Origin of the sequence: Nocardioides glacieisoli (assembly GCF_004137245.1) — a bacterium.
Lineage (GTDB): Bacteria > Actinomycetota > Actinomycetes > Propionibacteriales > Nocardioidaceae > Nocardioides > Nocardioides glacieisoli.
Genome location: NZ_SDWS01000003.1, coordinates 237920 through 263201, shown reverse-complemented (window position 1 = coordinate 263201; position 25282 = coordinate 237920). Strand labels below are relative to the sequence as shown.

26 protein-coding genes are annotated in these 25282 nt (G+C 71.5%); 16 read left to right on the top strand and 10 right to left on the bottom strand.

Going from position 1 to position 25282, the window contains the following annotated elements; translation table 11 throughout:
* Positions 1-19: 19 nt before the first annotated feature.
* Together EUA06_RS08820 and EUA06_RS08815 are read right to left on the bottom strand one after the other, a co-directional pair.
* On the bottom strand, positions 20-943 hold the full coding sequence (locus EUA06_RS08820; RefSeq protein ID WP_129474695.1) for an SGNH/GDSL hydrolase family protein: 924 nt from the start codon (positions 941-943) through the stop codon (positions 20-22).
* A complete protein-coding gene (locus EUA06_RS08815) occupies positions 940-2178 on the bottom strand; it encodes a SpoIID/LytB domain-containing protein (RefSeq protein ID WP_129474693.1) in 1239 nt (412 codons plus the stop codon). Before EUA06_RS08815 ends, EUA06_RS08820 begins: the two co-directional genes overlap by 4 nt.
* Before the next feature lie 105 nt (positions 2179-2283).
* Between EUA06_RS08815 and EUA06_RS08810 the strand changes: the two genes are divergently transcribed.
* Genes EUA06_RS08810 through EUA06_RS08800 form a run of 3 tightly spaced genes read left to right on the top strand, consistent with a single transcriptional unit; the run spans position 2284 to position 4717 of the window.
* On the top strand, positions 2284-3072 hold the full coding sequence (locus tag EUA06_RS08810; RefSeq protein WP_129474691.1) for a hypothetical protein: 789 nt from the start codon (positions 2284-2286) through the stop codon (positions 3070-3072).
* Positions 3073-3111: 39 nt separating this feature from the next.
* The gene (locus EUA06_RS08805) at positions 3112-3765 is read left to right on the top strand and encodes a hypothetical protein (RefSeq protein ID WP_129474689.1); all 654 of its coding nucleotides are present in this window, start codon (positions 3112-3114) and stop codon (positions 3763-3765) included.
* 37 nt (positions 3766-3802) lie between these two features.
* On the top strand, positions 3803-4717 hold the full coding sequence (locus EUA06_RS08800; RefSeq protein ID WP_129474687.1) for a DNA-formamidopyrimidine glycosylase family protein: 915 nt from the start codon (positions 3803-3805) through the stop codon (positions 4715-4717).
* On the opposite strand, the gene EUA06_RS08795 is transcribed toward EUA06_RS08800, so the two are convergent.
* The gene (locus EUA06_RS08795) at positions 4653-6032 is read right to left on the bottom strand and encodes an NAD(P)H-quinone dehydrogenase (protein WP_129474685.1); all 1380 of its coding nucleotides are present in this window, start codon (positions 6030-6032) and stop codon (positions 4653-4655) included. The genes EUA06_RS08800 and EUA06_RS08795 overlap by 65 nt on opposite strands.
* Positions 6033-6045: 13 nt before the next feature.
* Positions 6046-7449, bottom strand: coding sequence for a dihydrolipoyl dehydrogenase (gene lpdA, locus EUA06_RS08790; protein WP_129474683.1), 1404 nt, complete (start codon positions 7447-7449; stop codon positions 6046-6048).
* A 67-nt stretch (positions 7450-7516) separates the two neighbouring features.
* On the opposite strand from lpdA, the gene EUA06_RS08785 reads away from it, so the two are divergent.
* Genes EUA06_RS08785 through EUA06_RS08765 form a run of 5 tightly spaced genes read left to right on the top strand, consistent with a single transcriptional unit; the run spans position 7517 to position 11059 of the window.
* Entirely contained in the window at positions 7517-7969 is a 453-nt protein-coding gene (locus tag EUA06_RS08785) for a gamma-glutamylcyclotransferase (protein WP_129474681.1), read from the top strand.
* 31 nt (positions 7970-8000) lie between these two features.
* Positions 8001-8801 carry a purine-nucleoside phosphorylase gene (locus EUA06_RS08780; protein ID WP_129474679.1) on the top strand — a complete coding sequence of 267 codons (801 nt, stop codon included), beginning with the start codon at positions 8001-8003 and terminating at the stop codon, positions 8799-8801.
* Complete coding sequence (locus EUA06_RS08775; protein WP_129474677.1) at positions 8801-9592, top strand: NAD-dependent epimerase/dehydratase family protein; 792 nt, start codon at positions 8801-8803, stop codon at positions 9590-9592. Before EUA06_RS08780 ends, EUA06_RS08775 begins: the two co-directional genes overlap by 1 nt.
* Positions 9593-9632: 40 nt before the next feature.
* Complete coding sequence (locus EUA06_RS08770) at positions 9633-10007, top strand: MerR family transcriptional regulator (RefSeq protein ID WP_129474675.1); 375 nt, start codon at positions 9633-9635, stop codon at positions 10005-10007.
* A gap of 44 nt (positions 10008-10051) precedes the next feature.
* The gene (locus EUA06_RS08765; protein WP_129474673.1) at positions 10052-11059 is read left to right on the top strand and encodes an aldo/keto reductase; all 1008 of its coding nucleotides are present in this window, start codon (positions 10052-10054) and stop codon (positions 11057-11059) included.
* An 18-nt stretch (positions 11060-11077) separates the two neighbouring features.
* Here EUA06_RS08765 and EUA06_RS08760 read toward each other — a convergent pair whose 3' ends face one another.
* Positions 11078-12388: a DUF2252 domain-containing protein gene (locus EUA06_RS08760; RefSeq protein ID WP_129474671.1), complete on the bottom strand. Its 1311-nt coding sequence runs from the start codon at positions 12386-12388 to the stop codon at positions 11078-11080.
* A 37-nt stretch (positions 12389-12425) separates the two neighbouring features.
* On the opposite strand from EUA06_RS08760, the gene tpx reads away from it, so the two are divergent.
* Positions 12426-12923 carry a thiol peroxidase gene (gene tpx, locus EUA06_RS08755; RefSeq protein ID WP_129474670.1) on the top strand — a complete coding sequence of 166 codons (498 nt, stop codon included), beginning with the start codon at positions 12426-12428 and terminating at the stop codon, positions 12921-12923.
* Here tpx and EUA06_RS08750 read toward each other — a convergent pair.
* Positions 12916-13575, bottom strand: a complete 660-nt coding sequence (locus EUA06_RS08750; RefSeq protein WP_207208271.1) for an MOSC domain-containing protein — start codon at positions 13573-13575, stop codon at positions 12916-12918. The genes tpx and EUA06_RS08750 overlap by 8 nt on opposite strands.
* A 155-nt stretch (positions 13576-13730) precedes the next feature.
* On the opposite strand from EUA06_RS08750, the gene EUA06_RS08745 reads away from it, so the two are divergent.
* On the top strand, positions 13731-14618 hold the full coding sequence (locus EUA06_RS08745; RefSeq protein ID WP_129474668.1) for an NYN domain-containing protein: 888 nt from the start codon (positions 13731-13733) through the stop codon (positions 14616-14618).
* Positions 14619-14629: 11 nt separating this feature from the next.
* Here EUA06_RS08745 and EUA06_RS08740 read toward each other — a convergent pair whose 3' ends face one another.
* Positions 14630-15001 (bottom strand): VOC family protein, encoded by a 372-nt coding sequence (locus EUA06_RS08740; protein ID WP_129474666.1) that lies wholly within the window; start codon positions 14999-15001, stop codon positions 14630-14632.
* Positions 15002-15052: 51 nt separating this feature from the next.
* Here EUA06_RS08740 and EUA06_RS08735 point away from each other — a divergent pair, with 51 nt between their 5' ends.
* Positions 15053-16720 (top strand): phospho-sugar mutase, encoded by a 1668-nt coding sequence (locus EUA06_RS08735; protein ID WP_129474664.1) that lies wholly within the window; start codon positions 15053-15055, stop codon positions 16718-16720.
* Between the two features lies 1 nt (position 16721).
* Positions 16722-17867 carry a right-handed parallel beta-helix repeat-containing protein gene (locus EUA06_RS08730; RefSeq protein WP_129474662.1) on the top strand — a complete coding sequence of 382 codons (1146 nt, stop codon included), beginning with the start codon at positions 16722-16724 and terminating at the stop codon, positions 17865-17867.
* A gap of 5 nt (positions 17868-17872) precedes the next feature.
* Here the strand turns inward: EUA06_RS08730 and EUA06_RS08725 are convergent, their stop codons facing one another.
* Entirely contained in the window at positions 17873-18814 is a 942-nt protein-coding gene (locus EUA06_RS08725) for an NAD(P)-dependent alcohol dehydrogenase (protein WP_129474660.1), read from the bottom strand.
* A gap of 74 nt (positions 18815-18888) precedes the next feature.
* Here EUA06_RS08725 and EUA06_RS08720 point away from each other — a divergent pair, with 74 nt between their 5' ends.
* The gene (locus tag EUA06_RS08720; RefSeq protein ID WP_129474658.1) at positions 18889-19560 is read left to right on the top strand and encodes a TetR/AcrR family transcriptional regulator; all 672 of its coding nucleotides are present in this window, start codon (positions 18889-18891) and stop codon (positions 19558-19560) included.
* On the opposite strand, the gene EUA06_RS08715 is transcribed toward EUA06_RS08720, so the two are convergent.
* Positions 19544-20167: a hypothetical protein gene (locus tag EUA06_RS08715; RefSeq protein ID WP_129474656.1), complete on the bottom strand. Its 624-nt coding sequence runs from the start codon at positions 20165-20167 to the stop codon at positions 19544-19546. The genes EUA06_RS08720 and EUA06_RS08715 overlap by 17 nt on opposite strands.
* Before the next feature lie 78 nt (positions 20168-20245).
* Here EUA06_RS08715 and deoC point away from each other — a divergent pair, with 78 nt between their 5' ends.
* From deoC to EUA06_RS08700, 3 genes are read left to right on the top strand one after another with little or no spacing between them, the layout of a single operon-like run.
* Positions 20246-21223, top strand: coding sequence for a deoxyribose-phosphate aldolase (gene deoC, locus EUA06_RS08710; RefSeq protein WP_129474654.1), 978 nt, complete (start codon positions 20246-20248; stop codon positions 21221-21223).
* Between the two features lie 8 nt (positions 21224-21231).
* A complete protein-coding gene (locus tag EUA06_RS08705) occupies positions 21232-22671 on the top strand; it encodes an aldehyde dehydrogenase family protein (protein WP_207208270.1) in 1440 nt (479 codons plus the stop codon).
* Positions 22671-23531: an aldehyde dehydrogenase family protein gene (locus tag EUA06_RS08700; protein WP_129474652.1), complete on the top strand. Its 861-nt coding sequence runs from the start codon at positions 22671-22673 to the stop codon at positions 23529-23531. The genes EUA06_RS08705 and EUA06_RS08700 overlap by 1 nt, the downstream gene beginning before the upstream one ends.
* Positions 23532-23598: 67 nt before the next feature.
* Here the strand turns inward: EUA06_RS08700 and EUA06_RS08695 are convergent, their stop codons facing one another.
* Positions 23599-25254, bottom strand: coding sequence for a substrate-binding domain-containing protein (locus EUA06_RS08695; protein ID WP_129474650.1), 1656 nt, complete (start codon positions 25252-25254; stop codon positions 23599-23601).
* Between the last annotated feature and the right edge of the window lie 28 nt (positions 25255-25282).

Genomic DNA, 25282 nt, shown 5'->3' with positions numbered 1-25282 from the left:
CAGCAGGGAGGTCCGACAGTCAGGACTGGTTGAGCACCACGACGTCGGGGTCCGGCTCGGCGTACTCCGTGATCTCCGCGTCCTCGCCGGTGACCTGGCGGAAGACCTCGGCCGCCACTGCGCGCATCCCGTTGACCTTCGGGTGGAAGGGTGCCGCGATGCCCGCCCGGAAGCGCGGTCCGTTGACCCACGCACGACCCTTGGCGCAGACGTCGTGACCCTCCGAGACGGTCTCCATGTCGACGTACGACGCCCCTGCCGCCTCCGCGCCCCTCCGCAGCGAGGCGTTGAGGATGCCCGCGACCTCGGTGACCGGGCCGAGCACCTCGGGCGAGGCGCCGACGGCGTTGCAGGTGCCCTCGGTCGGCAGGATGTCGGGATAGCCGACGACGAGGACCTCGGCGTCGGGGGCGATCCGGGTGACGCGCCGGACGGCTTGCTCGATGCGGCCGGCGACCTTGCGCGCGTCGGCGCCCAGCTGCGCGACCGGACACGCCGAGTCCGGCCTCTGGCACGTGATCAGGCCGTCATAGATGCCGAAGTCGTTGCCGCCTATCCCGATCGTCACGAGGTCGGTGTCGGCCGAGACGGCGTCGATCTGCGGGACCGTGGTGCCGCCGTTGAAGAGCGTCATCGGGGCGTAGAAGTCGGCCGTCGTCGCCGCGGAGCAGGTGACGTCGGTGTAGCTCGCCACGTCGAGCCAGTCGGCGAGGAACGCCGGGTAGTTGTCCTTGGAGCGCGCGCAGCCCTCGGGGTCGGTGCGCATCGTGCCGATGAACGGACCGGCCGAGAAGGAGTCACCCATCGCCACGTAGTCGATGGTGGAGGTCACCTCGGTGTCGACCACCGGGTCGGGCAGAGCGTCGGCGTCGCCGCTCGCGCCGTCAGCGCTGCAGCCCGTGGCCGCGAGGACGAGCGCGGCGAGCAGGAGGGAGGGCTTCACTCTCGGAGCTGCCCCTTCTGCCGCGGCGTGACCGTGAAGGTGAACCAGTCGGAGTTGAGGGCGAAGTGGTCGCGGACCGTGTCACCGTCCGTGCGCGCCGTGCCGGTGGTCCCGATGAAGGCGATGTCGACGACGCGGCCGCCCCAGTCGCCGTAGCCGTTGCGGGTGGTCACCTCGATGCTCGTCAGGTCGCCGATCGCCGGCCAGCGCCCCTCGATCTGGGTGTCGTCGATCGCCTTCGTCCAGGTGGAGTACGCCGGGTTCGCGATGCTGTCGTAGGGGTCGGCCTGCGCCACGAGGTAGGGCATCGAGCCGACGGCCGAGTAGCCGCCGTTGCTCGCGGAGAACTGCGTGAAGGCGGGACGGCCGTCGTAGAAGAGACCCTGCTTGGCCGTTGCCTGGATGGCCGCGGTGGCGGCCGGGTGCTCGTCGTCCACACCGCCGTAGACCTGGCAGTTGCTGGTGTCGCAGAGGTCGTAGTGGGCAGCAGAGGGGTGCGAGCGCTCGAAGGCGGCATAGGTCCGTGCCGCGACCGACTGCGCGCTGACGGCGGCGGGCGCCCACGACGCGGGGACCTCGCGGGGGACGACACCGCGGAGGTAGGCCTCCATGCTGAGCTTGTTGACGGTCTCGCGCTTCGTGCTCTGGCGTGCGGCGACCGACTGGAGCGAGCCCCGGTAGTCACGGCGGCCGGCCGGGGTGACCAGGGTCAGGATCCCCGTGGCGGAGGCGAACTCCGCCTCGCCGGGCACCTTCTTCCAGGTCCGCCACGCGCCGCCCTTCGTGTACTGCACGCTGGTGTCGCTGCCCGCACGGATCAGGCGCCACTTCTTCGCCGCGATCGGCGGGACCCGCCAGGTCCGCCGCTTGGTCAGGCTGGTGACCTCGAGGCCGCGCTGCGCGGCCACCTGCACGTCACGGCCGGTGTCGGCGGTGATCAGGACGCGGATCTTGCCGCCGATCCGCCCCCACGTGGTGCCGGGGTAGTAGAACTCGTCGATCTGCTGCCAGGTCAGCCCCTGCTTGGCGGCGCCCAGCGCGCCGTACTGCGAGAGGCCCTTGCCGTGGCCGAAGCCGTGACCGGTGAGGACGATGCCGACGCTGCCCGGCGTCGCGTAGGTCTCCACCGCCCTGCGGGGCTCCGCGGCCGAGGCCGTTGCGGAGGGCAGGACAGGCAGCACGAGCGCGCTCGCGAGGACGGCGAGCAGGAGCCTGGGTGGACGCGTACGGCGCATGGCGTGGATCTCCCCCGAGAGCGTGGACGGACAGAGTTCCCGAGGTTACCCGCCCGGTCTGAACCGGGCCTCCCCGAACCCGTCGGGGGGTGGGACAGTGGTCTGGTGATGGGCCGACGCCGGCGGGACAGGCGTGAGGTCGAGCTCGCCGAGCTCGACGCCTTCCGCCACGTCCGCCGGGCCGCGAGCGAGGATGTCACGGTCTTCGGCGAGGAGCTGTCCGCCCTGCACTTCGAGACGCTCACGACCGACCTCGACGACCAGATGCGTGTCAACTACCAGAAGGCCCTCGACGCCTACGAGTCCGCCAAGCGTCGTCTCGAGACCTCGGCCGCGGCGACCGACGTCACCGAGGTGACGCGCACGCTGGCGGACGGCAGGTTCGCCCATGCCTGCGTGCTGGCGGCCCGCGACGGCGTCGAGCGGCCCGCCCGTCGCCCTCCGTGCTTCTTCGACCCCGGCCACGGACCCGCGAGCCGGGACGTGTCGTGGGCGCCGCTCGGCGGGGTCCCGCGCGACATCGCGGTGTGCTTCCGCGACGCCGAGCGGCTCGCCGCGGGCGAGGCGCCGCAGGTCCGGATGGTGCGCCTCGGCAACCGCTACGTCCCGTGGTACGCCTCCGGCCCGGCCTACACCGCGTGGGCGGGCGGGTGGTACGCCGAGCTGATCCTCGACGGGCGGGTGCAGGCCGACCGCATCACCATGACGTACGCCGGGGCCACCGTCGGCGGCTCGGACAGCCTCGTCGCGGGGGCCGCGTGGGCCGACCCCGGGGCCTGGAACGACGGCGGGATGATCGGCGGTCACGACTTCTCGGGCTGGGACGGCCACGGCGGTGGTGGCGACTTCGGCGGCGGCGATGGCGGTGGCGGCGGAGGCGGTGACGGTGGCTGAACACTTCGGACGGCGTCCCGGATCTGGCAGGGTGGCGACATGTTCGGGGGACGCCGCCGGAGGCGTGAGGAAGAGCTCGTCGCCAAGGACGCCTGGCGCACGGCACGCAAGCTGATGGACGAGGACGTCACCGTCCTCGGCGAGCAGGTCGCCGAGCTGCACGTCGACACCCTGGGCGACGCCCCCGACACCGAGGCCGTCGACCACTACCGCCGCGCGCTGGAGAACTACGACCAGGCCACGAGCCTCCTCGCCGCGAGCGAGACCGTCGAGGACGTCGTCGCGATCGAGCAGGTCGTCGCCGACGCCCGCTACCACCGGGCTGCCGTCATCGCGATCCGCGACGGCGACCCGCTCCCCGGGCGCCGCGAACCCTGCTTCTTCAACCCCCAGCACGGACCCTCGATGCAGGACGTCGAGTGGACCCCGCCCGGCGGGACCCCACGCACGATCGCGACCTGCGCCGCCGACGCGCGCCGCCTCGCCGCCGGCGAGGAGCCGCTCGTGCGGATGGTGCGCCTCGGCGACCGCTGGGTCCCGTGGCACCTCGCCGGGGGTGCCGACGGGACCGTGGGCGCGGCCGCCGAGCTGGCGAGGGACGGATGGGGCGGCGAGGTGCAGAAGGGACTGGCGCAGGCCTACCTCAACCAGAGCGCCGGCGGTCCCAGCGGCGGCGGGCTCCACGGGCGCTGAGACGTCCGCTGTCCCACCCGCCTGTGACACTGGGCGGGTGCCCGAGGGAGACAGCGTCTGGAAGCTCGCGCGCCGGCTCGACCGCCAGCTCACGGGCCACACGATCGCGCGCTCGGACTTCCGCACGCCTCGTCTCGCCACCCGCGACATCGCCGGCCGCGAGGTGCTCGGCCACGACACCCACGGCAAGCACCTGCTGACCCGCTTCAGCGCCACGGCCGGCTCACCCGCGGCGACGCTGCACAGCCACCTCAAGATGGACGGGTCGTGGTCGACGCTCGCGCCGGGCAAGCGCCTGCCGGCGAAGCTCCAGGCCCACGTGCGACTGGTGCTCACGCTCGACGACGACCGGGCCGTGCACGGCATCCGGCTCCACGACCTCGACCTCGTGCCGACCGACCGCGAGGCCGACCTGGTCGGGCACCTCGGCCCCGACCCGCTGCGCGACGACTGGGACGCCGCCGAGGCCGTGCGCCGACTCTCGGCCGACCCGGCGCTGCCGTTCGTCTCGGCCCTCCTCGACCAGCGCGCGGTGGCGGGCTTCGGCAACCTCTGGGCCAACGAGCTCGCCTTCCTGACCGGCGTCAGCCCGTGGACCCCGATCGGCGAGGTCGACCTCGAGCGGCTCGTCGAGCGCGGGGCGACGATGCTGCGGCACTCCGCGACCGTCCAGGGTGCCTACCAGGTCACCACCGGCTCGCCCGTCCGCGGCGACGACCACTGGGTGACCGGTCGCCAGCGGCAGGGCTGCCGGCGCTGCCGCGGCCCGATCAGCGTGACGGCCGAGGTGCCGGGCGACGCCGCCAACCGGCGTACGTGGTGGTGCCCCGCGTGCCAGCCGGGACCGGGCCCGGAGGCACGGGTGGGATCGGGGCTCGGGGTGCGGGTCAGACCCGGTGCAGCCGGCGGGCGGCCTCGGCGATCGACCCGCTCATCGAGGGGTAGACGGTGAAGGCCTGCGCGAGCTGGTCGGCGGTCAGCGACTCGGCCACCGCGATCGACACCGGGTGGATCAGCTCGGAGGCGCGCGGCCCGACGACCACTCCCCCGACGACGATGCCGGTGCCCGGTCGGCAGAAGAGCTTCACGAAGCCGTCGCGGACGCCCTGCATCTTGGCGCGGGCGTTGCCGGCCAGCGGGAGCATGACGACCTCCGCCTCGATCTCGCCGGCGTCGACGGCCTTCTGCGACCAGCCCACCGTGGCGATCTCGGGCGCGGTGAAGACGTTGGAGGAGACCTTCTTGAGGTCGAGCGGCGAGACCGCGTCGCCGAGGAAGTGCCACATCGCGATCCGGCCCTGCATCGCCGCGACCGACGCGAGCATCAGCACGCCGGTGCAGTCGCCGGCTGCGTAGATGCCGCGTGCCGACGTGCGGGAGACCCGGTCGACGGTGATGAAGCCGCCGTCGTCGGTGGCGACGCCGGCCTCCTCGAGCCCGAGGTCGGCGGTGTTGGGGATCGAGCCGAGGGCGAGGATGCAGTGGCTGCCCGAGACCGTGCGCCCGTCGGTGAGGGTGACGGTGACGGTGTCGCCGTCGCGGGTCACCGACTGCATCCGCGACTCGCCCAGGACGTGCATCCCACGTCGCGTGAGCACGTCCTCGAGCACGGCGGACGCGTCGGCGTCCTCGCCGGGCAGCACCCGGTCGCGGCTGCTGACCAGCGTCACGTCGATGCCGAGGGAGAGGTACGCGCTGGCGAACTCCGCGCCGGTCACGCCCGAGCCCACCACGATGAGCTTCTCCGGCACCTCGGTCAGGTCGTAGACCTGCTCCCAGGTGAGGATCCGCTCGCCGTCGGGCTGCGCGCTCGGGAGCGTCCGAGGTGCGGCGCCGGTGGCGACGATGATCGCGTCGGCCCGGAGCGTCTCGTCGCCGACCTCGACGGTGAGGTCGGGCCCGAGGCGGCCGCGACCCTTCACGACGCGTACGCCGTCGCGGTCGAGCCGGGCCGTGATGTCGGTCGACTGGTCGGCGGCGAGCCGCTTCACACGGGCGTTGACCCGGCCCAGGTCGACCGAGATCGAGGTCGCCGCGTCGCCCTCCTGGTCGTGGAAGTTGACCCCGAGCTCCTGCGCGGTGCCCATGTCGGCCATCAGCTCGGCCGTGGCGATCAGCGTCTTGCTCGGCACGCAGTCGGTGAGCACCGCCGAGCCGCCGATCCCGTCGGTGTCGACGACCGTGACCTCGGCGCCGAGCTGCGCGGCGACGTGGGCGGCCTCGTAGCCGCCGGGTCCGCCGCCGATGATGACGATGTGGTCAGCCATGGAGGACCGGCCCTCAGAAGTTGATCATGTGGCCGGCGATGCCGTGGACGGCCTCCTTGACGGCCTCACCCAGCGTCGGGTGGGCGAAGACGTTGCGGGCCACCTCGTCGGCGGTGAGGTCCCACTGCTGGGCCATGGTCAGCACGGGCAGCAGCTCGGTGACGTTGGGGCCGATCATGTGGGCACCGATGATCTCGTTGTGCTCGGCGTCGGCGACCACCTTGACGAACCCGATCGGCTCGCCCAGGCCCATCGCCTTGCCGTTGGCGCTGAAGGGGAACGACGCCGTCTTCACGTCGTAGCCCTTCTCCTTGGCCTGCGCCTCGCTGTAGCCGAACGAGGCGATCTGCGGGTTGCAGTAGGTCGCGCGGGGCACGAAGTCGAAGGCGACCGGCATGGTCTCGGCGCCGTTGATGGTCTCGGCCGCGACGATGCCCATCGCCTCGGCGACGTGGGCGAGCATCATCTTCCCGGTGCAGTCGCCGATGGCGTACACGCCGTCGACGTTGGTGCGGCCGAAGTCGTCGATCTCGATCGCGCCGCGCTCGGTGACGGTGACCCCGGTGTTCTCCAGGCCGTAGCCCTTCACCCGCGGGGCGAAGCCGAAGGCCGCGAGGAACTTGCCGGCCTCCAGCACCTGCTCGTCGCCGCCGGCGGCCGGGGCGACGGTGACCTTGACGCCCGAGCCGGTGTCCTCGACGTTCTTGACCGCAGTGGAGGTGAGCACCTTCACGCCGAGCTTCTTGTAGTGCTTGGCGAGCTCCTTGGAGATGTCGGCGTCCTCGGTCGGCACCATCCGGTCGAGGAACTCCACGATCGTCACGTCGACGCCGAAGTTGGCCATCACGTAGGCGAACTCGACGCCGATCGCGCCCGATCCGCCGATGATGATCGACTCGGGGAGGTGGTCGGTGAGGATCTGCTCCTCGTAGGTCACGACGTGCTCGCTGAGCTCCACGCCGGGAACCAGCCGGACGGTCGCGCCGGCGGCGATGATGAGGTTGTCGCAGGTGTAGCCGGTGGTGGTGCCGTCCTTGTCCTTGACGTCGATCGCCTTCGGACCGGTGAGGGTGCCCCAGCCGTCGATCTCGGTGATCTTGTTCTTCTTCATCAGGAAGTGGACGCCCTTGACGATGCCCGAGCTCACGTCGCGGCTGCGCTTGTGGGTGGGACCGAAGGCCATCGTGGCGTCGCCCTCGATGCCGAACTTCGCCTTCTCGTGCTGGAGCGTGTGGGCCAGCTCGGCGTTCTTCAGCAGCGCCTTGGAAGGGATGCAGCCGACGTTGAGGCAGACACCTCCCCAGTACTTCTCCTCCACCACGGCCACCTTCTGGCCGAGCTGGGCTGCGCGGATCGCGGCGACGTAGCCACCGGGGCCGGCGCCGAGGACGAGGGTGTCGAAGTGCGTGTCGGTCACCCCTCCACCCTAGTTGTCGCATCGGCGGGGGGAACACCCGAGGTCGAGGCTCGATACCCTGCTCCTCGTGACGCTCTACGCCGCCTACGGGACGAACCTCGATCCCGCCCGGATGAGCGAGCGCTGTCCCCACTCGATCCTGGAGTCCACGGGCTGGCTGACGGGGTGGCGGTTGACGTTCGGAGGCGAGGAGCACGGCTGGGACGGCGCGCTGTCGACCATCGTGGAGGACCCCTTCGAGCAGGTCTTCGTCGCCGTCTACGACGTCACGCCCGAGGACGAGCGCCAGCTCGACGGCTGGGAGGCCGCCGACAGCGGGCTCTACCGGAAGACCAAGGTGCGCGTGCAGACGATGACCGGCGAGATGGTCGTGTGGTCCTACGTCCTCGATGCGTACGAGGGTGGGTTGCCCTCGGCGTCCTACCTCGGCGTGCTCGCCGACGCCGCCGACGCAGCGGGTGCCCCCGAGGACTACGTCCACGCACTGCGCAGGCGCGCCTGCCGCTCGACCGGCCTCTGACGAGCCCCGCGTGGGCCCTAGAGTGCGGCCCATGAGCGAGAAGAACCCCTACGACAACGCCCAGGCCGCTGCCGCGAAGCTCGCCGAGCTGACCGGCGTGGAGCGCCACGACATCGCCCTCGTGCTGGGTTCGGGCTGGCTGCCCGCCGTCGACGCGCTGGGCGAGGCGACCGCGGAGATCGACACCACCGACCTGCCCGGCTTCAGCGCGGCAGCAGTCGTCGGCCACAGCGGCAAGATCCGATCCATCCGCAGTGGCGACAAGAACCTCCTGGTCTTCCTCTCGCGCACGCACTTCTACGAGGGCAAGGGTGTCGCCGCGGTCGTGCACCCGATCCGTACGGCGGCCGCTGCCGGCTGCTCGGCCATCGTGCTCACCAACGGGTGCGGCGGCCTCAAGGAGGGCTGGCAGCCCGGTCAGCCGGTGCTGATCTCCGACCACATCAACCTCACGGGCACGAGCCCGATCGTCGGCGCCAACTTCGTCGACCTCACCGACCTCTACAGCCCGCGCCTGCGCGCGATGTGCAAGGAGATCGACTCCTCGCTCGACGAGGGCGTCTACGTCCAGTTCCCCGGGCCGCACTACGAGACCCCCGCAGAGGTCCGGATGGCCGGGATCATGGGCGGCCACCTGGTCGGGATGAGCACCACGCTGGAGGCGATCGCCGCCCGCGAGGCCGGCATGGAGATCCTCGGCATCAGCCTGGTCACCAACCTGGCCGCCGGCCTGAGCGGCGAGCCGCTCAACCACGAGGAGGTCCTCGAGGCCGGCAAGGCCGCCGCCAGCCGGATGGGCGGCCTGCTCAGCCAGGTCGTCACCTCGATCTGATGCGGGTCCTCGTCACGGGAGCCGCCGGCAGCCTCGGCCGTGTCGTCACCGTCGGCCTGGCCGAGCTGGGCCACGAGGTCGTCGGGCTCGACCTGGTGCCGGCCCCCGAGGGAACGCCGTACGCCTGGCACGAGGCCGACTGCGCCGACGCCGACGCGGTCGCGGCGGTCTTCTCGGAGGAGCGGCTCGACGCCGTCGTGCACCTCGCAGGCGTCCCGGAGGAGCTGTCGCTGCCCGAGGAGCTCACGTCGCACGTCGTGACGACGGCCGCCCTGCTCGACGCGATGGTCGCCCACCGGGTGCCCCGCATCGTCTACGCGTCCTCCAACCACGCCGTCGGCCGCACCCCACGGGCGGCGGGCGAGCTCACCGACCAGGCCCTCCCGAGGCCCGACACCTACTACGGCGTCGCCAAGGTGGCCGCGGAGGCGCTGCTCCAGCTCTTCTCCGACCGCCACGGCATCGACGCGGTCGCCTGCCGGATCGGCTCGTTCCTGGAGCGGCCGACCAGCGTCCGCGGGCTGTCGACGTGGCTGTCCCACGACGACGGCGTTCGCATGGTGGAGGCGGCGCTCACCGCCCCGGCCCCCGGCTTCGCCGTCCTCTACGGCATCAGCGCCAACACGCGCGCCTGGTGGGACCTCGAGCCCGGCCGCCGGCTGGGCTACGAGCCGCAGGACGACGCCGAGGACTTCGCGGACTCCGTCGAGCCCGGACCGGACGACGAGGCGGAGGCCGAGTTCCCCGGCGGGCCCTTCGCGTCGGCGCGTTTCCACAGGCCTGCTCTCTGACGCTTGACTTGGAGCGCACTCCAAGTCGGAGACTGGTGCGGTGACCAGCCTGAGCATCGCCGAGGCGGCCGAGCGGACCGGCCTCACCGCCCACACCCTGCGCTACTACGAGCGCGACGGATTGATGCTGCGCTCCGTCGAGCGTGCCTCCTCGGGCCACCGCCGCTACACCGACGACGACCTGCGCTGGATCCAGATGGTGACGCGGTTGCGAGCCACCGGGATGCCGATCCGGGACGTGCGCCGCTATGCCGCGCTGGTCCGCGAGGGCGACGGCAACGAGGCCGAGCGCCTGGACCTGCTGCTCGCCCACCGCGAGCTCGTCGAGCGCCAGCTCGCCGAGGTCACCTCCCACCTGCGCGCCATCGACCACAAGATCGCGCTCTACGAGCACCAGGTCTCGCCTGCCTCGTGACGGCCGCTTGACTTGGAGCGCGCTCGAAGGAGTTCTGTGGAGGTATGACCACACCAGACATCGGACAGCGCACGCTCGGCACCACCTCCTCCCTCACCGTCAGCGCCCTCGGCCTCGGTTGCATGGGGATGTCGGAGTTCTACGGGACGCCCGACGAGCAGGGCGGCACCGACACGATCCACCGCGCGCTCGACCTCGGCGTGACGTTCCTCGACACCGCCGACATGTACGGCCCCTTCACCAACGAGCAGCTCGTCGGCAAGGCGATCGCCGGCCGGCGCGACGAGGTGCAGCTCGCCACCAAGTTCGGCAACGAGCGCCTCCCCGACGGCACGATGGTCGGCATCAACGGCAGCCCCGACTACGTCCGCAAGGCCTGCGACGCCTCGCTCCAGCGCCTCGGGGTCGACCACATCGACCTCTACTACCAGCACCGCGTCGACCAGTCGGTCCCGATCGAGGAGACCGTCGGCGCGATGAAGGAGCTCGTCGAGGCCGGGAAGGTGCGGCACCTCGGGCTCTCCGAGGCCTCCGCAGCCAACATCCGCAAGGCGCACGGAGTCCACCCCATCACCGCTCTGCAGACGGAGTACTCCCTCTTCACCCGCGACCTCGAGGACGAGATCCTCCCGACCATCCGCGAGCTCGGCATCGGCCTCGTGCCGTACTCCCCGCTCGGTCGGGGCCTGCTCACCGGCGCGATCAGCGCGGACCGCGGCGCCGACGGCGAGGCCGACCGCCGCCGCTCGGAGTACTTCCCCCGGTTCCAGGGCGAGGCGCTCGACGCCAACCTCGTGCTGGTCGAGAAGGTCCGCGAGATCGCAGCCGCGAAGGGCTGCACGCCCGGGCAGCTCGCGCTCGCCTGGGTGCTGGCGCAGGGTGACGACGTGGCCCCCATCCCCGGCACCAAGCGCGTGAAGTACCTCGAGGAGAACGTCGGTGCCGTCGGCGTCGAGCTCACCGCCGACGACCTCGGCGCCCTCGAGCAGGCCGTCCCGCGCTACGCCGTGCAGGGCGACCGCTACGGCAACATGGCGCACATCGACGCCTGAGCCCCTCTTCTGCGGGGGTCAGGTCGCGGCGATCCCGACCTGGCCCTCGCGGAAGGCGTCGACGAAGAGCGCGTGGTCCTCGCGGACCCGGACGGCGTACGCGATCCCCCAGTCGCACAGCCACTGGACGAACTCGTTGCGCCGCCCCTCCAGCGACTTCGCGATCGCCGCCTCCACGTCGAAGTCGACGAGGTCCTGCTGGCTGTCCTCGTCCGACGCGCAGTGGATCTTGGCCGTCGCACGGCCGAGCAGGTCCACGACCGAGCGCATGTCGTCGGGCTCGTTGATCTCGCTCCAGTCGAGGTCCACCTCGTAGGGCGAGATCTCCGAGACGATGTAGCCGACGCCGTCGATGGTCGTGTGGCCGAGCAGGGGGTCGGTGTGCACCTGCAGCGCGCGCTGGCTGACGGACGTGCGGTGCCCCTCGTGCTCGAAGTAGGCGTCGACCTTGCTGGTGTCCACGAAACGGCTCACGGCCGGGATGTTGGCCTGCTTCATGCTGAGCACCACGTCGTTGTCCAGAGCCTGGCTGTAGCCCTCGACCAGCACGTTGTACGCCGGCAGGCCGGCGCTGCCGATGCCGAAGCCCGACATCCCGACGACGTCGCGCAGCTCGTAGAACAGGGCGCGGTCGAAGCGCTTGGACTGCGGGATGGTGTCGAGGTAGGCGCGAAACGCGGCGACCACCTTGGCGCGCTCGTCCCGCTTGAGCCGGCGCGCCCCACCGCCGTCGGCGAAGCGGCGCACGCCCTTGGCCAGGACCGTCATCTCGTCGAGCAGGTCGGCGCGGCGCATGGAGCGCGCCTCCTGCAGCGCGATCAGCACGGGCCCCTCGGCCTTGTCGAGCCGGATCTCGAACTCGTCGTCGGTGTCGGAGGCGACGTAGTGGTTGACCTGGACGAGGTAGGAGCGCGCGTAGCGGGCGATCAGCTTGCGGATCGCCTCCTCGGGGAGGGCCTTCTGCCACGCGACCAGGGCCATGCTGGCCGCGAACCTCTGGAGGTCCCACGTGAAGTGTCCGACGTACGCCTCGTCGAAGTCGTTGATGTCGAAGACCAGTCGGCCGTCGGAGTTGAGGTAGGTCCCGAAGTTCTCGACGTGGAGGTCGCCGTGGATCCAGATGCGCTCGGCGCCGTGGTCGGCCCACTCGTCCTTCTCCTGCGTCACGTCGTTGAAGAACAGGCAGGCGCTGCCGCGGTAGAAGGCGTGCGGGTCGGCGGCCATCTTGCGGTACTTGGCGCGGAAGGCCGCCGGGTCGGCACGCATCAGCGGCGCGAAGGCGTCGCGCAGCACCTCGATGATCACGGTCGTCCGGTCCTGGGAGGCCATGGGCAGACCCTAGGCGGAAGCGTCTAGGTTTGGCCCCATGGCAACCACAGAACTCGGACCCAACACCGTCAGCACCGTCGGCGAGCTCCCCGCGGTCGGCTCGCAGGCCCCCGGCTGGGACCTCGTCGGGCTGAAGTTCCAGCCCGTGACCGACGCCGACGCCGCGGGCAAGCGCGTCGTCCTCAACATCTTCCCGAGCATCGACACCGGCGTGTGCCAGGCGAGCGTGCGGAAGTTCAACGAGCTCGCGGCCGGCCTCGACAACACCACCGTCGTCAACGTCTCGGTCGACCTGCCGCTCGCCCAGGCCCGCTTCTGCGGCGCCGAGGGCATCGAGGCCGTCGAGGTCGGCTCGGCCTTCCGGTCCTCCTTCGGCCGCGACTACGGCATCGAGATGGCCGACGGCGGCTGGCAGGGCATGCTCGCCCGCGCCGTCGTGGTGCTCGACACCGACCGCACCGTGCTGCACACCCAGCTCACCGAGACGATCGGCACCGAGCCCGACTACGACGCCGCGGTGGCAGCGCTCAGCTGACGCCCCGCCCGGACACCCGGGCGAGCCACTCGTGCTCGATGGGCGGCAGGACCTCCGCGGCGAGGAACACGCCGGCGAGGTCCCTGTCGCCCATCGCGGCACGGAAGAACATCGGCACGGTGAGCCCGTGCCCGGGCCGGTGCACGACCTCGATCGAGTCACCGGGCCCGATCGCGCCCGGCTCGCGGACTCCGAGGTAGGCACCCGTGCGCCCGCGCTCGGTGAACCGGCGCACCCACGCCCGCTCGGCCATGTGCTTGGCGAAGGTCACGCACGGCACCCGCGGCCCACAGACCTCGAGCAGGGTCTCGCCGACCCGCCACCGCTCCCCCACCTCGGCCTCGTCGACGTCGAGCCCGGTGGTGGTGAGGTTCTCGCCGAACATCCCGTCGCCGAGCTCGCGGCCGAGGTGTTCGGCCCACCAGTCGAGCTCCTCGCGCGCGACGGCGTACACCGCCTGCGTCTCGCCGCCGTGGTGCTTGCGGCTGCCGATGTGGTCGCCGACCACACCGCTCCCGAGCCCGCCCCGCTTGGGTCCGGGGTCGCGCACCTCGATCCGGTCGACCGGGCGCTTGCGGATCCCGCTCGGACGCTTCATGCCGGGCACCGACTCCGCGGCCCCTGCGTTGACGGAGCGGACGAGGGCTGGCACGGCGCACACGCTAGCCGGGTGGTGCGATCCATCGCGACGGGGTTGTTCCGGTCGCGAGGGACGCGCGCGACGATCGTGGAAGTGTCGAGTCAGCAGATGGCTCGGAGTCTCCACGATCTCCAGCGACACGGTGTTCGCTGTCCTAGGGTCGCGACATGGGGGATCGCGTGGCGGTGTACATCGACTTCGACAACGTCGTGATCTCGCGTTATGACGCACTCCACGGCAAGGGCGCGTGGCACGCAGGCGGCGCGCGGAGCCACACGATGGACGACGACCGCCTGGCACGGGCGAAGGTCGACCTCGGCGCGATCAGTGACTTCGCGACCTCGTTCGGCGTGGTGGCAATGACCCGCGCATACGCCGACTGGTCAGTCCCGGCAAATGCCGCCTACCGCAGGGACCTCGTCGACCGGGCAGTCGACCTCGTCCAGCTGTTCGCCGCCTCAGGTACGAAGAACGGCGCCGACATCAGGCTGGCCGTCGACGCGGTCGAGGACCTGTCGCGCCACCCCGACATCACCCACGTCGTGCTCGTTGCCGGCGATTCCGACTACGTCCCGCTCGCGCAGCGGTGCAAGCGACTTGGCCGCACCTTCGTCGGCATCGGGGTCGCGGGCTCGACGAGCAGCGCCCTCGTCAGCGCGTGCGACGAGTTCGCACAGTACGAGCAGCTTCCGGGCGTGACCGCGCAAGGGCCCCTCACTGCGTCCCCTAGCCCCAATGGCGCCTACGGCCCGGCCACGATTGCGACAAAGCAGGCCGCCGCCACGAAGGCGCCGAGCAAGAAGGCCATGGCCCCAGTGGAGTCGCCCGAACAGGCTGCGGCCACTGCTCTTCTCGCGCGGACGATGGCCGTGGCGAAGAAGGACGCCGACGGATGGGTCTACGCCGCAGCGCTCAAGAGCCAGATGAAGCGGATCGACCCGGCGTTCGACGAGAAGGGCTTGGGGTTCACCACGTTCAAGAACTTCGCCGAATCACGCTCGGAGGTCGTCGAGACAAGCGTGAGGGACACGCACCAGCTCCTGCGCCTCCGATAACCCTCCGGATCTCAGCTGTCGCCGGTGTGGCAGACGGCCTCGATGTTGTTGCCCTCGGTGTCGCGGACGAAGGCGCCGTAGTAGGCCGCGTGGTACTCCGGCCACAGCCTCGGCTCGTGCAGCGACTCGGCGCCGGCGGCCAGCGCCTCGGCGTGCCAGGCGCGGACCGTCGCCGCGTCGGGGGCGCCGAAGGCGATGTGCACCTCGCGGTTGGGGCCGACCCCGTCGAAGGTGCCGATCCAGAAGTCCGGACCCTCGGTGCCGTAGCCGATGGCCACGCCGACATCCATGACCCGGCGGTGGCCCAGCACGCCGAGGACCCGGTCGTAGAACTCGGCGGCGCGGGCGAGGTCGGTGCAGTTGATGCCCAGGTGATCGATCATGCCGGGATCCTCGCAGCCACCGCCGACATCGGGCAGGGATAGCCTCCGCACATGACCGCACCCGAGCAGCTGATCGAGGAGGCCCGCGCCTGGGCCGCAGAGGACCCCGACGACCGGACCCGGTCCGAGCTCGAGGCGGTGATCGCGGCCGCCGAGCGCGGCGAGGACACCGACCTGGCCGACCGCTTCGCCGGCCCGCTGGAGTTCGGCACGGCAGGCCTGCGCGGCGCCCTCGGCGCCGGCCCCAACCGGATGAACCGCGTGGTGGTCACCCGCGCGGCTGCCGGTCTGGCCGCCTACCTGAAGGACACCGCCCTCCTCGACACGGGCCGCGGCGGCTCCGTGGTGATCGGCTTCGACGCCCGCCACAACTCCGACGTCTTCGCGCGCGACACCGCCGAGATCATGACCGGCGCCGGCTTCAAGGCGCTCGTCATGCCCCGCACGCTCCCGACGCCCCTCCTCGCCTTCGCGATCCGCGAGCTCGGCTGCGTCGCCGGCGTGATGGTCACTGCCAGCCACAACCCTCCGGAGGACAACGGCTACAAGGTCTACCTCGGCGACGGCAGCCAGATCGTCCCGCCGGCCGACAGCGAGATCGCAGCCCGGATCGCGGCCGTCGGCCCGCTCGCCGACCTGCCGCGCGGTGACGCGGGCACCCTGGTGAGCGAGGAGATCGTGGACCGCTACCTCGACACCGTCGCCGGCCTCGCCGAGGACGGCCCGCGCGACCTCACCATCGTCTACACGCCGCTCCACGGCGTCGGCGGCACGACGGTCGCGCAGGTGCTGGAGACCGCGGGCTTCGAGGCGCCGTACGTCGTCGAGGAGCAGGAGCAGCCCGACCCCGACTTCCCGACCGTCTCCTTCCCCAACCCCGAGGAGCCGGGGGCGATGGACCTCGCGATGGCGCTCGCCGCCGAGAAGAAGGCCGACCTCGTGGTCGCCAACGACCCGGACGCCGACCGCTGCGCGGTGGCGGTCCCCGACGCGCACGGCTGGCGGATGCTGCGCGGCGACGAGGTCGGCGCCCTCCTCGCCCACCACCTGATCGCCCGCGGGCGCACCGGTGTCTACGCCAACTCGATCGTGTCCTCCAGCCTGCTCGGCAAGATGGCTGCGGCCGCCGGGCAGCCGCACGAGGAGACGCTCACCGGCTTCAAGTGGATCGGTCGCGTCGAGGGCCTGGCCTTCGGCTACGAGGAGGCGCTGGGCTACTGCTGCGACCCCGACAACGTCCGCGACAAGGACGGCGTCTCGGCCCTGCTGCTGGTCTGCGAGCTCGCCGCGGCGGCCAAGGCCGAGGGCCGCGGGCTCACGGACATCCTCGACGACATCGCCCACGAGCACGGCCTGCACGCGACCGACCAGCTCTCGGTGCGCTTCGACGACCTGGCGCAGATCCCGGCGACGATGGACCGCGTCCGCACCACGCCGCCGACCACGCTCGGCGGCCTCGCGGTGGAGAAGGTCGAGGACCTCTCGCAGGGCTCGGCCCAGCTCCCGCCGACGGACGGCCTGCGCTACACCCTCGCCGAGGGTGCTCGCGTGATCGTGCGACCGAGCGGCACCGAGCCGAAGGTGAAGTGCTACCTCGAGGTCGTCATCCCGGTCGAAGCCAGTACCGACGGGGGCAGCGTGGACGCCGCTCGCATCTCCGCGGTCGGCCGTCTCGACGCGATCACCGCCGACCTCCGGGGCGCGGTCTTCGGCGGCTGACGTGCGCCTCCTCGTCCTCGCCCTCGCGGCCGGGCTGCTCGTCGGGAGCCCGGCGCCAGCGTCGTCGTACGACGAGCGTGCGCAGGCGCCGCGCACGTGGCGGGTCGGGCCGGACCGCGCGCTGACCACCCCGAGCGCCGCGGCGGCGGTCGCGCGCGACGGCGACACCGTCCTCATCGACCCGGGCACCTACTCGGGCGACGTCGCGACCTGGACCCAGGACGACCTCACCCTCCGTGGCGACGGCGGGCGGGCGCACCTGCGGGCCGACGGCAACGACGCGCAGGGGAAGGCGATCTGGGTGATCGCCGGCGACCGGACGACGGTCGACCGGATCGAGCTCAGCGGGGCGTCGGTGCCCGACCGCAACGGCGCCGGCATCCGCCAGAAGGGCACCGACCTCACGGTGACGCGGAGCTGGTTCCACGACAACGAGAACGGCATCCTCACCGGCGCCGATCCCGAGAGCGACGTGGTCATCACGCGGTCGCGGTTCTTCCGCAACGGCTTCGGTGACGGCTACTCCCACAACCTCTACGTCGGTGCCGTCCGCTCCCTCACCGTGAGCGGGAGCTGGCTCGCGGACGCCCGCACCGGGCACGAGCTCAAGTCGCGCGCGGCCCGCAACACCATCGTCGCCAACCGCATCAGCGACGGCGACGCCACCGCGAGCTACTCCGTCGACCTGCCCAACGGCGGGCGCTCGCTGGTCGCCGGCAACGTGATCGTGCAGGGACCGCGCTCGGAGAACCCCGCCCTCGTCTCCTACGGTGCCGAGGGGCTGACCCACCCGAGCCGCACCCTCTGGGTGGTCAACAACACCTTGGTCAACCAACGGACGTCCGGCACCTTCGTCGCCCTCGCCGCCGGGGCTCGCGCCCACCTGCGCAACAACCTGCTCGTCGGCCCCGGCGACCTCACCAGCGGACCGACCGCCGACGCCCGGCGCAACCGGGTGATCGGCCTCGACGGCTTCGCCGACCCGCAGGTGGAGGACTTCCGCCTCCTTCCGTCCTCGCCGGCCGTCGACCGAGGGGTTGCGGTCCCCCGACGTTTGCGCGCCCGTCTGGAGTACACCGCCCCGACCGGGCACGTGCGTCGCCCGGCCTCCGGGAGGCCGGACCTCGGGGCGTACGAGCTGCGCTGAGGTGCTCAGGGCACGACGACGACGTTGCCCACCTTCCGCCCGGTGTCGACGATCCGGTGGGCCTCGACGATCTCGCTGAGCGGCACGGTGTGGTCGACGATCGCCCTCGCCTCGCCCGCGGCCATCCGCTCGAGCCACCAGGCGAAGTGCTCCGGGGCCTCCGACGACACACCTGCACGGACGTTGCCGCGCGCGAGCACGGTGTCGGCGAGGCTCGCCACCGCGAGGACGACGACGCCCTCGGGCGTCAGGAGCCGGGGGCCCGAGCGGCGGTCGAGGTTGCCGACGGTGTCCAGCACCACGTCGTACGTCCCGGGCAGCCCGGTCACCGGCTGCGTCGCGTGGTCGACGACCTCGTCGGCACCCAGCGAGCGGACCAGGTCGGCGTTGCGGGCGCTGCAGGTGCCCGTCACGCGCGCGCCGGCGAGGTGGGCGAGCTGGACGGCGGCACTCCCGACGGCGCCCGAGGCACCGTTGACCAGCACGCGTGTGCCCGGACCGACCAGGTCCCGCAGGAAGTGCCGGGCGGTGCTGCCGCCGAACAGGATGGCCGCGGCCTGCTCGTGCGTGACGTCCGCCGGCTTGGCGGTCATCCGGTCGGCACGCACGGCTGCGAGCTCGGCGTGCGCGCCCATCCGTGCACCGGTCATCCCACACACCTCGTCGCCGACGCTGACGCCGGTGACGCCCGGGCCCAGCGCCTCCACCACGCCGGAGTAGACGACACCGAGGACCGCCCGCCGGGGACCGCGGAGGCCGAGCGCGAGCCGTGCCGGCACCGCGAATCCCGGCGGGAAGCGACGCCCCCTGATGCGCGCGTCGCCCGAGTTGAGCGCTGTGGCGCGCACCCGCACGAGCACCTGACCCCTCCCTGCCACCGGGTCGGCCACGTCGCGCACCTGCACCACCTCTGGCGGCCCGTACCTCGTGACCACTGCTGCCTTCATCCCACGTCCTTTCGCCTTACACCTGTAAGACGAGAGTAGCCTTACGCATGTAAGCCAGCCAACCGAGGAGGGTCGTGTCCAGACCACCGCTCTCGAGGGACCGCGTCATCGACGCCGCCAGCCGGGTCGCCGACGCCTCCGGGCTCGCGGGGGTGAGCATGCGCAGCGTCGGCCGCGAGCTCGAGGTCGAGGCCATGTCGCTCTACCACCACGTCGCCAGCAAGGACGCGCTGCTCGACGGGCTCGCCGACTGGGTCTTCGCGCGGATGTCGACACCGGCGACGGATCGCCCGTGGCGCGGCGAGATGGACGAGCGCGCCCACTCCGCCCGCTCGGTGCTGTTCGCGCACCCGTGGGGCCTCGGACTCATCGAGTCGCGGCGCTCCCCCGGTCCGTCGAGCCTGGGCCACCACGACGCGGTCCTGGGCTGCCTCCGGGCGTCCGGCTTCTCGGTCCCGCTGGCGGCCCACGCCTTCTCCGTGCTCGACGCGTACGTCTTCGGCTTCGTGCTCACCGAGGTGAACCTGCCCTTCCAGCCGGGCGAGCCTGCCGAGGCCTTCGTCGAGCAGCTCAGCGTCGAGAGCCACGGACCGCTCGACGAGACCTACCCGCACCTCGCCGAGATGATCGCCGTCCAGATCACCGGTCGCGACTACCAGTACGGCGACGAGTTCGACTACGGCCTCACCCTGGTCCTCGACGGGCTCGAGGCGGCCCTCGATGCGGACATCAGAGGAGGAGGCTGACCACCAGGAACAGCGCGGCGCCGGCCAACAGGCCGATCGGCAGCCACGCCGGCTCACGGCGTACGGCGTCGGGCAGCGCGAGCTGCTCCCGCGACCCGGCGCGGAGACCCGCACGGGAGCGTGCCTTGTCGACCAGCTCGTAGAGCCGGTTCTCCACGAAGTCGGCGTAGTGCATCCCCTCAGTGGGGGCCAGCGCGGCGTCGTCGGCGAGGCCGCCGGGGCGGTGGCGCGACGTCAGCGCCTTGCGCCACGTGCGGCCGACGACGGTGGAGACGAAGCGACGATCGGCGGCGCGGACGGCCAGCACCTGGCGCACCGCCATCTCCTCGACGGCCGCCAGCCGGATGTGGACGGTCTCGGCGAGGTTGCGCATCACCAGGTGCTCGTGCGTCGCCCACAGCGCCGGACGGATCATCGTGGCCCACGCGAGGATCCCGATGAGCAGCCCCAGGGCGGTCACCCAGAGCGGAAAGCCGTCGTCGACGTAGACCACTCCGGCGACCACCACGAGCGTCGCGAGGACGACGGCCATCCACCCGGTGGCGCGGCCGCTCGTCGGTTGGAAACGCTCGACCACCGCGTCGTGGTCGTCCTGCAGGGATGCCATGTCGTCCTCGTCGATTTGGGCAGGGTTTGGCCCGTTGGGGATTGCCGGGCTCATCTCGGCCAACTCTATGCTGGGTCGGTGACACCGACTCCCAGCTCAACGGCGAGCACCGGGTCGACGCACGCGTTGTTCGACGACGTCGTGCGCTCCGACTCCTCGCTCCGCCGATTCCTCCACGGCCTCCCCGGGGTCGACCAGGTCGGGTGCGAGGCACGCGCCGCCGGCCTCGGCACCCGGTCGATCAAGACGACGGCGAAGGCCTTCGCCATCGACCTCGCGATCCGGATGGTCGACCTCACGACGCTCGAGGGCCAGGACACCCACGGCAAGGTCCGCGCGCTCGCCTCCAAGGCGATGCGCCCCGACCCGGCCGACCCGTCCTGCCCGGCGACCGCCGCCGTCTGCGTCTACCCCGACATGGTCGCCACGGCCAAGCAGACCCTCGGCACCAGCGGCGTCAACGTCGCCGCGGTCGCCACCGCCTTCCCGAGCGGCCGCGCCGCGATGGACATCAAGCTCGCCGACACGCGTGACGCCGTCGAGGCCGGCGCCGACGAGATCGACATGGTCATCGACCGTGGCGCCTTCCTCTCGGGCCGCTACCTCGACGTCTTCGAGGAGATCGCCCAGGTGAAGGAGGCCTGTGGCGACGCGCACCTCAAGGTGATCTTCGAGACCGGCGAGCTCCAGACCTACGACAACGTCCGGCGCGCCAGCTGGCTCGCGATGATGGCCGGCGGCCACTTCATCAAGACCTCGACCGGCAAGGTGCAGCCTGCCGCGACGCTCCCGGTCACGCTGATCATGCTGGAGGCCGTACGCGACTTCCGCGAGCAGACCGGCCAGATGGTCGGTGTGAAGCCCGCCGGCGGGATCAAGACCACCAAGGACGCCATCAAGTACCTCGTGATGGTCAACGAGATCGCCGGTCCCGACTGGCTCGACCCCGACTGGTTCCGCTTCGGTGCGTCCACGCTGCTCAACGACCTGCTGATGCAGCGGACCAAGATGACGACCGGTCGCTACTCCGGTCCCGACTACTTCACGCTGGACTGAGGCACCTGATGAGCAACATCTTTGAGTACGCCCCCGCACCCGAGTCGCGCGCGATCGTCGACATCAAGCCGTCCTACGGCCTGTTCATCGACGGCGAGTTCGTCGACGGCACCGGCAAGGCGTTCAAGACCGTCAACCCCGCGACCGAGGAGGTGCTCGCCGAGGTCGCCGAGGCCAGCGACGCCGACGTCGACGCCGCCGTGAAGGCCGCCCGCCGCGCCTACACGCGCGTCTGGTCGAGGATGTCCGGCTCCGAGCGCGCGAAGTACCTCTACCGCATCGCCCGGATCATCCAGGAGCGCGGCCGCGAGCTCGCCGTCCTGGAGTCGATCGACAACGGCAAGCCCATCAAGGAGTCGCGCGACGTCGACATCCCGGTCGTCGCGGCGCACTTCTTCTACTACGCCGGCTGGGCCGACAAGCTCAAGTACTCCGGCTTCGGCGAGACCCCGCTGGGCGTCGCCGGCCAGGTCATCCCGTGGAACTTCCCGCTGCTCATGCTGGCGTGGAAGATCGCCCCGGCGCTGGCGTGCGGCAACACCGTCGTCCTCAAGCCGGCCGAGACCACACCGCTGACCGCGCTGCTGTTCGCCGAGATCTGCCAGCAGGCCGACCTCCCGCCGGGCGTCGTCAACATCGTCACCGGCGCCGGCGACACCGGCCGCGCGATCGTGTCCCACCCCGACGTCGACAAGGTCGCCTTCACCGGCTCGACCGACGTCGGCAAGGCGATCGCCCGCGCGGTCGCCGGCACCAACAAGAAGGTCACGCTCGAGCTCGGCGGCAAGGCGGCCAACATCGTCTTCGACGACGCCCCGCTCGACCAGGCCGTCGAGGGCATCGTCAACGGCATCTTCTTCAACCAGGGCCACGTGTGCTGCGCCGGCTCGCGCCTGCTCGTGCAGGAGTCGGTGGCCGACGAAGTCATGGAGCGCCTCAAGCGCCGGATGGCCACGCTGCGCGTCGGCGACCCGCTCGACAAGAACACCGACGTCGGCGCGATCAACTCCGCGGAGCAGCTCGCCAAGATCCGCGAGCTCTCCGACATCGGCGAGGCCGAGGGTGCCGAGCGCTGGTCGGCCCCGTGCGACCTGCCCGCCAACGGCTACTGGTTCGCCCCGACCGTCTTCACCGGCGTCTCGCAGGCCCACCGCATCGCCCGCGAGGAGATCTTCGGCCCGGTCCTGTCGGTGCTGACCTTCCGCACGCCGTCTGAGGCGATCGAGAAGGCCAACAACACTCCGTTCGGCCTCTCGGCCGGCGTCTGGACCGACAAGGGCTCGCGGATCCTCTCGATGGCCAACCGGCTCCGCGCCGGCGTCGTCTGGGCCAACACCTTCAACAAGTTCGACCCGACCTCGCCGTTCGGCGGCTACAAGGAGTCCGGATACGGCCGCGAGGGCGGCCGCCACGGGCTCGAGGGCTACCTCAAGGGAGAGGACAGCTGATGTCCCGCATCGACGTGCGCAAGACCTACAAGCTCTACATCGGCGGGCAGTTCCCCCGCTCGGAGTCCGGCCGCTCCTACGTCGTCAACGACGCCAAGGGCCGCCTGCTCGCCAACGCCGCGCAGGCCTCCCGCAAGGACGCCCGTGACGCCGTCGTCGCCGCCCGCGCCGCCTTCGGTGGCTGGTCGACGAAGACGGCGTACAACCGGGCCCAGGTCGTCTACCGGATCGCCGAGGTCCTCGAGGGTCGCCGCGAGCAGTTCGAGGCCGAGCTCCGCGCCGCGGAGGGCATCTCCACGGCGAAGGCGCGCACCTACGTCGACGCCGCGATCGACCGCCTCGTCTGGTACGCCGGCTGGGCGGACAAGATCACCCAGGTCGTCGGCAACGCCAACCCGGTCGCCGGCCCCTACTTCAACCTGTCCACCCCGGAGCCCAGCGGCGTGATCGCCGTCGTCGCCCCGCGGGGCGCCCTCCTGGGCCTGGTCAGCGTCGTGGCGCCGCTCATCATCACCGGCAACACCGTCGTCGTGATCGCCAGCGAGGAGAACCCGCTGACCGCGATCACCCTCGGCGAGGTGATGGCGACCAGCGACCTGCCCGGCGGCGTGGTCAACGTGCTCACCGGCTCGGCGGCGGAGATCGCCCCCTGGCTCGCCTCGCACATGGACGTCAACGGCATCGACCTCACCGGCATCGAGGACGCCACCCTGGCCACCGAGCTCGAGGCGGCCGGTGCCGACAACCTCAAGCGCGTACGCCGCCCGGCCCCCGACACCGACTGGCTCGCCGAGCCCGGCCTCGACCGGATGACCCGGTTCCTCGAGACCAAGACGGTCTGGCACCCGATCGGCGTCTGAGCGCCGCACCAACAACGTCGAAGGCCCCCGGAGGATCTCCGGGGGCCTTCGACGTACGTGCTGGTGCTCAGCGGTTGAGCAGCGCCTGCGCCAGGACCCCGAGGATCTCGTTGGGGTCGTTGACGACGTACTTCTGGCCGCCCGTCGCCGCCGCGATCTCGTCGAGCTCACCGGTGTCGGACTCCTGGGAGAGGCCGATGATGATCACCTTGACCGGCTTGGCCGGGTCGCGCAGCGTCTTGAGCTGGTTGACGAGCGAGTCCAGCGACAGCGAGCTGGTGTCGTCGGCCGCACCGTCGGTGAAGATCACGACCGAGTTGAACCACGCCGGGTCCCACTTCTGCTGGGCGTACTTGTAGGCCGCGAGCGTGGTGTCCATGACGCCGGTGCCGCCGCGGACCCGCTCGACGAGCTTGGTGGCCTCGCTGCGGACCACGTCGCCGTGCGAGCCGGCAGCGCCGGCCGGCGCGTCGAGGCGGTCGAGGGTGGCGTACTCCTCGTACGACACCCCGCCCTCGCCGCGGTTCTTGGAGAAGCCCCAGATGCCGATGCGGGCCTGGGCCGGGAACGCGTCGAGCGCGACCTGGGAGGCCTGCACCGCGAGCTTGATGCGGGTGGTGTCGCCGAGGGCGGACTTCATCGAGCCGGAGAGGTCGACGACGGCGAGGATGCTCGACGGCACCGACAGCACGCGCCACTGGCGGAGCGTGTCGTCGGTGGTCTTCTGGGCCACCGTGGGGAGGACCTTGGCGTCGCCGAGGCCGATCTCGTTGGGCAGCGGGGCGCCGTCGGGGCCGCGCAGCTCGGCGGCGGCGATGGCCTCGACGCCGGCGCTGGAGGTGAACCAGCGGGTGAGGGCGCGCCCGACGCGGGCGGACAGGTCACCGCCGGTGGCGAGCATGTCGCCGGTGCCGCGGTTCACGTCGATGAGGGGGTACTGCAGCATCGGCACGCCGGTCCTCGGCGCCACCAGGCTCAGCTGGTCGTTGCTGCGACGGGCCGCGAGGTAGGCGGTCTCGGTCGCGGGCACGAGCTGGGTGCTGGACGCCGAGATCGTCGACAGGTCGGTCTCGTTGGTGCTCCCGGCCACCGCGCGCTCGCCGTACGTCTGCGCGACGGGGACCGTCTTCTGCTCGATCGACGCGGGGTTCTCGCCGGTCTGCTTCATCTCTGCGTAGGGCGCGAGCAGGGCCAGGGCGGAGGCACCCTCGGCGCTGGGGTCGGCCATCGCGAGGGCGCCGCCGTCGAGGGCACTCGCCCACGACTCGGGCGCCTCGGCAGCAGGGCCGCCGATGAGGCCGACAGGCGTCTGGGCGAGCACCTTGGCGATCGGGGACCCGGTCCAGCCGGCTGCGGTGAGCTGGCCCTTCCAGGTCGGGCTGTCCGGGATCCAGATCTCGGGGAGCTCGGCGTTGGGGTCCGCGAGCGACGCGACGACGTCCTTCACCGTGCCGGAGGTGATCTCGATGTCGATGCACGGCTCGTCGGCGTTGACGTCTGCGACGGCCTGCTCGACCAGCTCCGCCATCACCGGAGCGGTGGTCAGGGCGACCTTCTCCGAGACGCAGTCGGCCTCGGCCGGGGCCTGGTCACCGCCGATGAAGGTGAAGGCGGCGACGAGGCCGAGCGCGATGACGAGCACCAGCCCGACGATCAGGGGCACGTTGCGCTTGCGAGGCGCGGGCTGCCCGGTTCCGGGCGCGGCGGAGTCGTCCAGACTCATGAAGTTCCTCCCACAAGGAAATTCGATC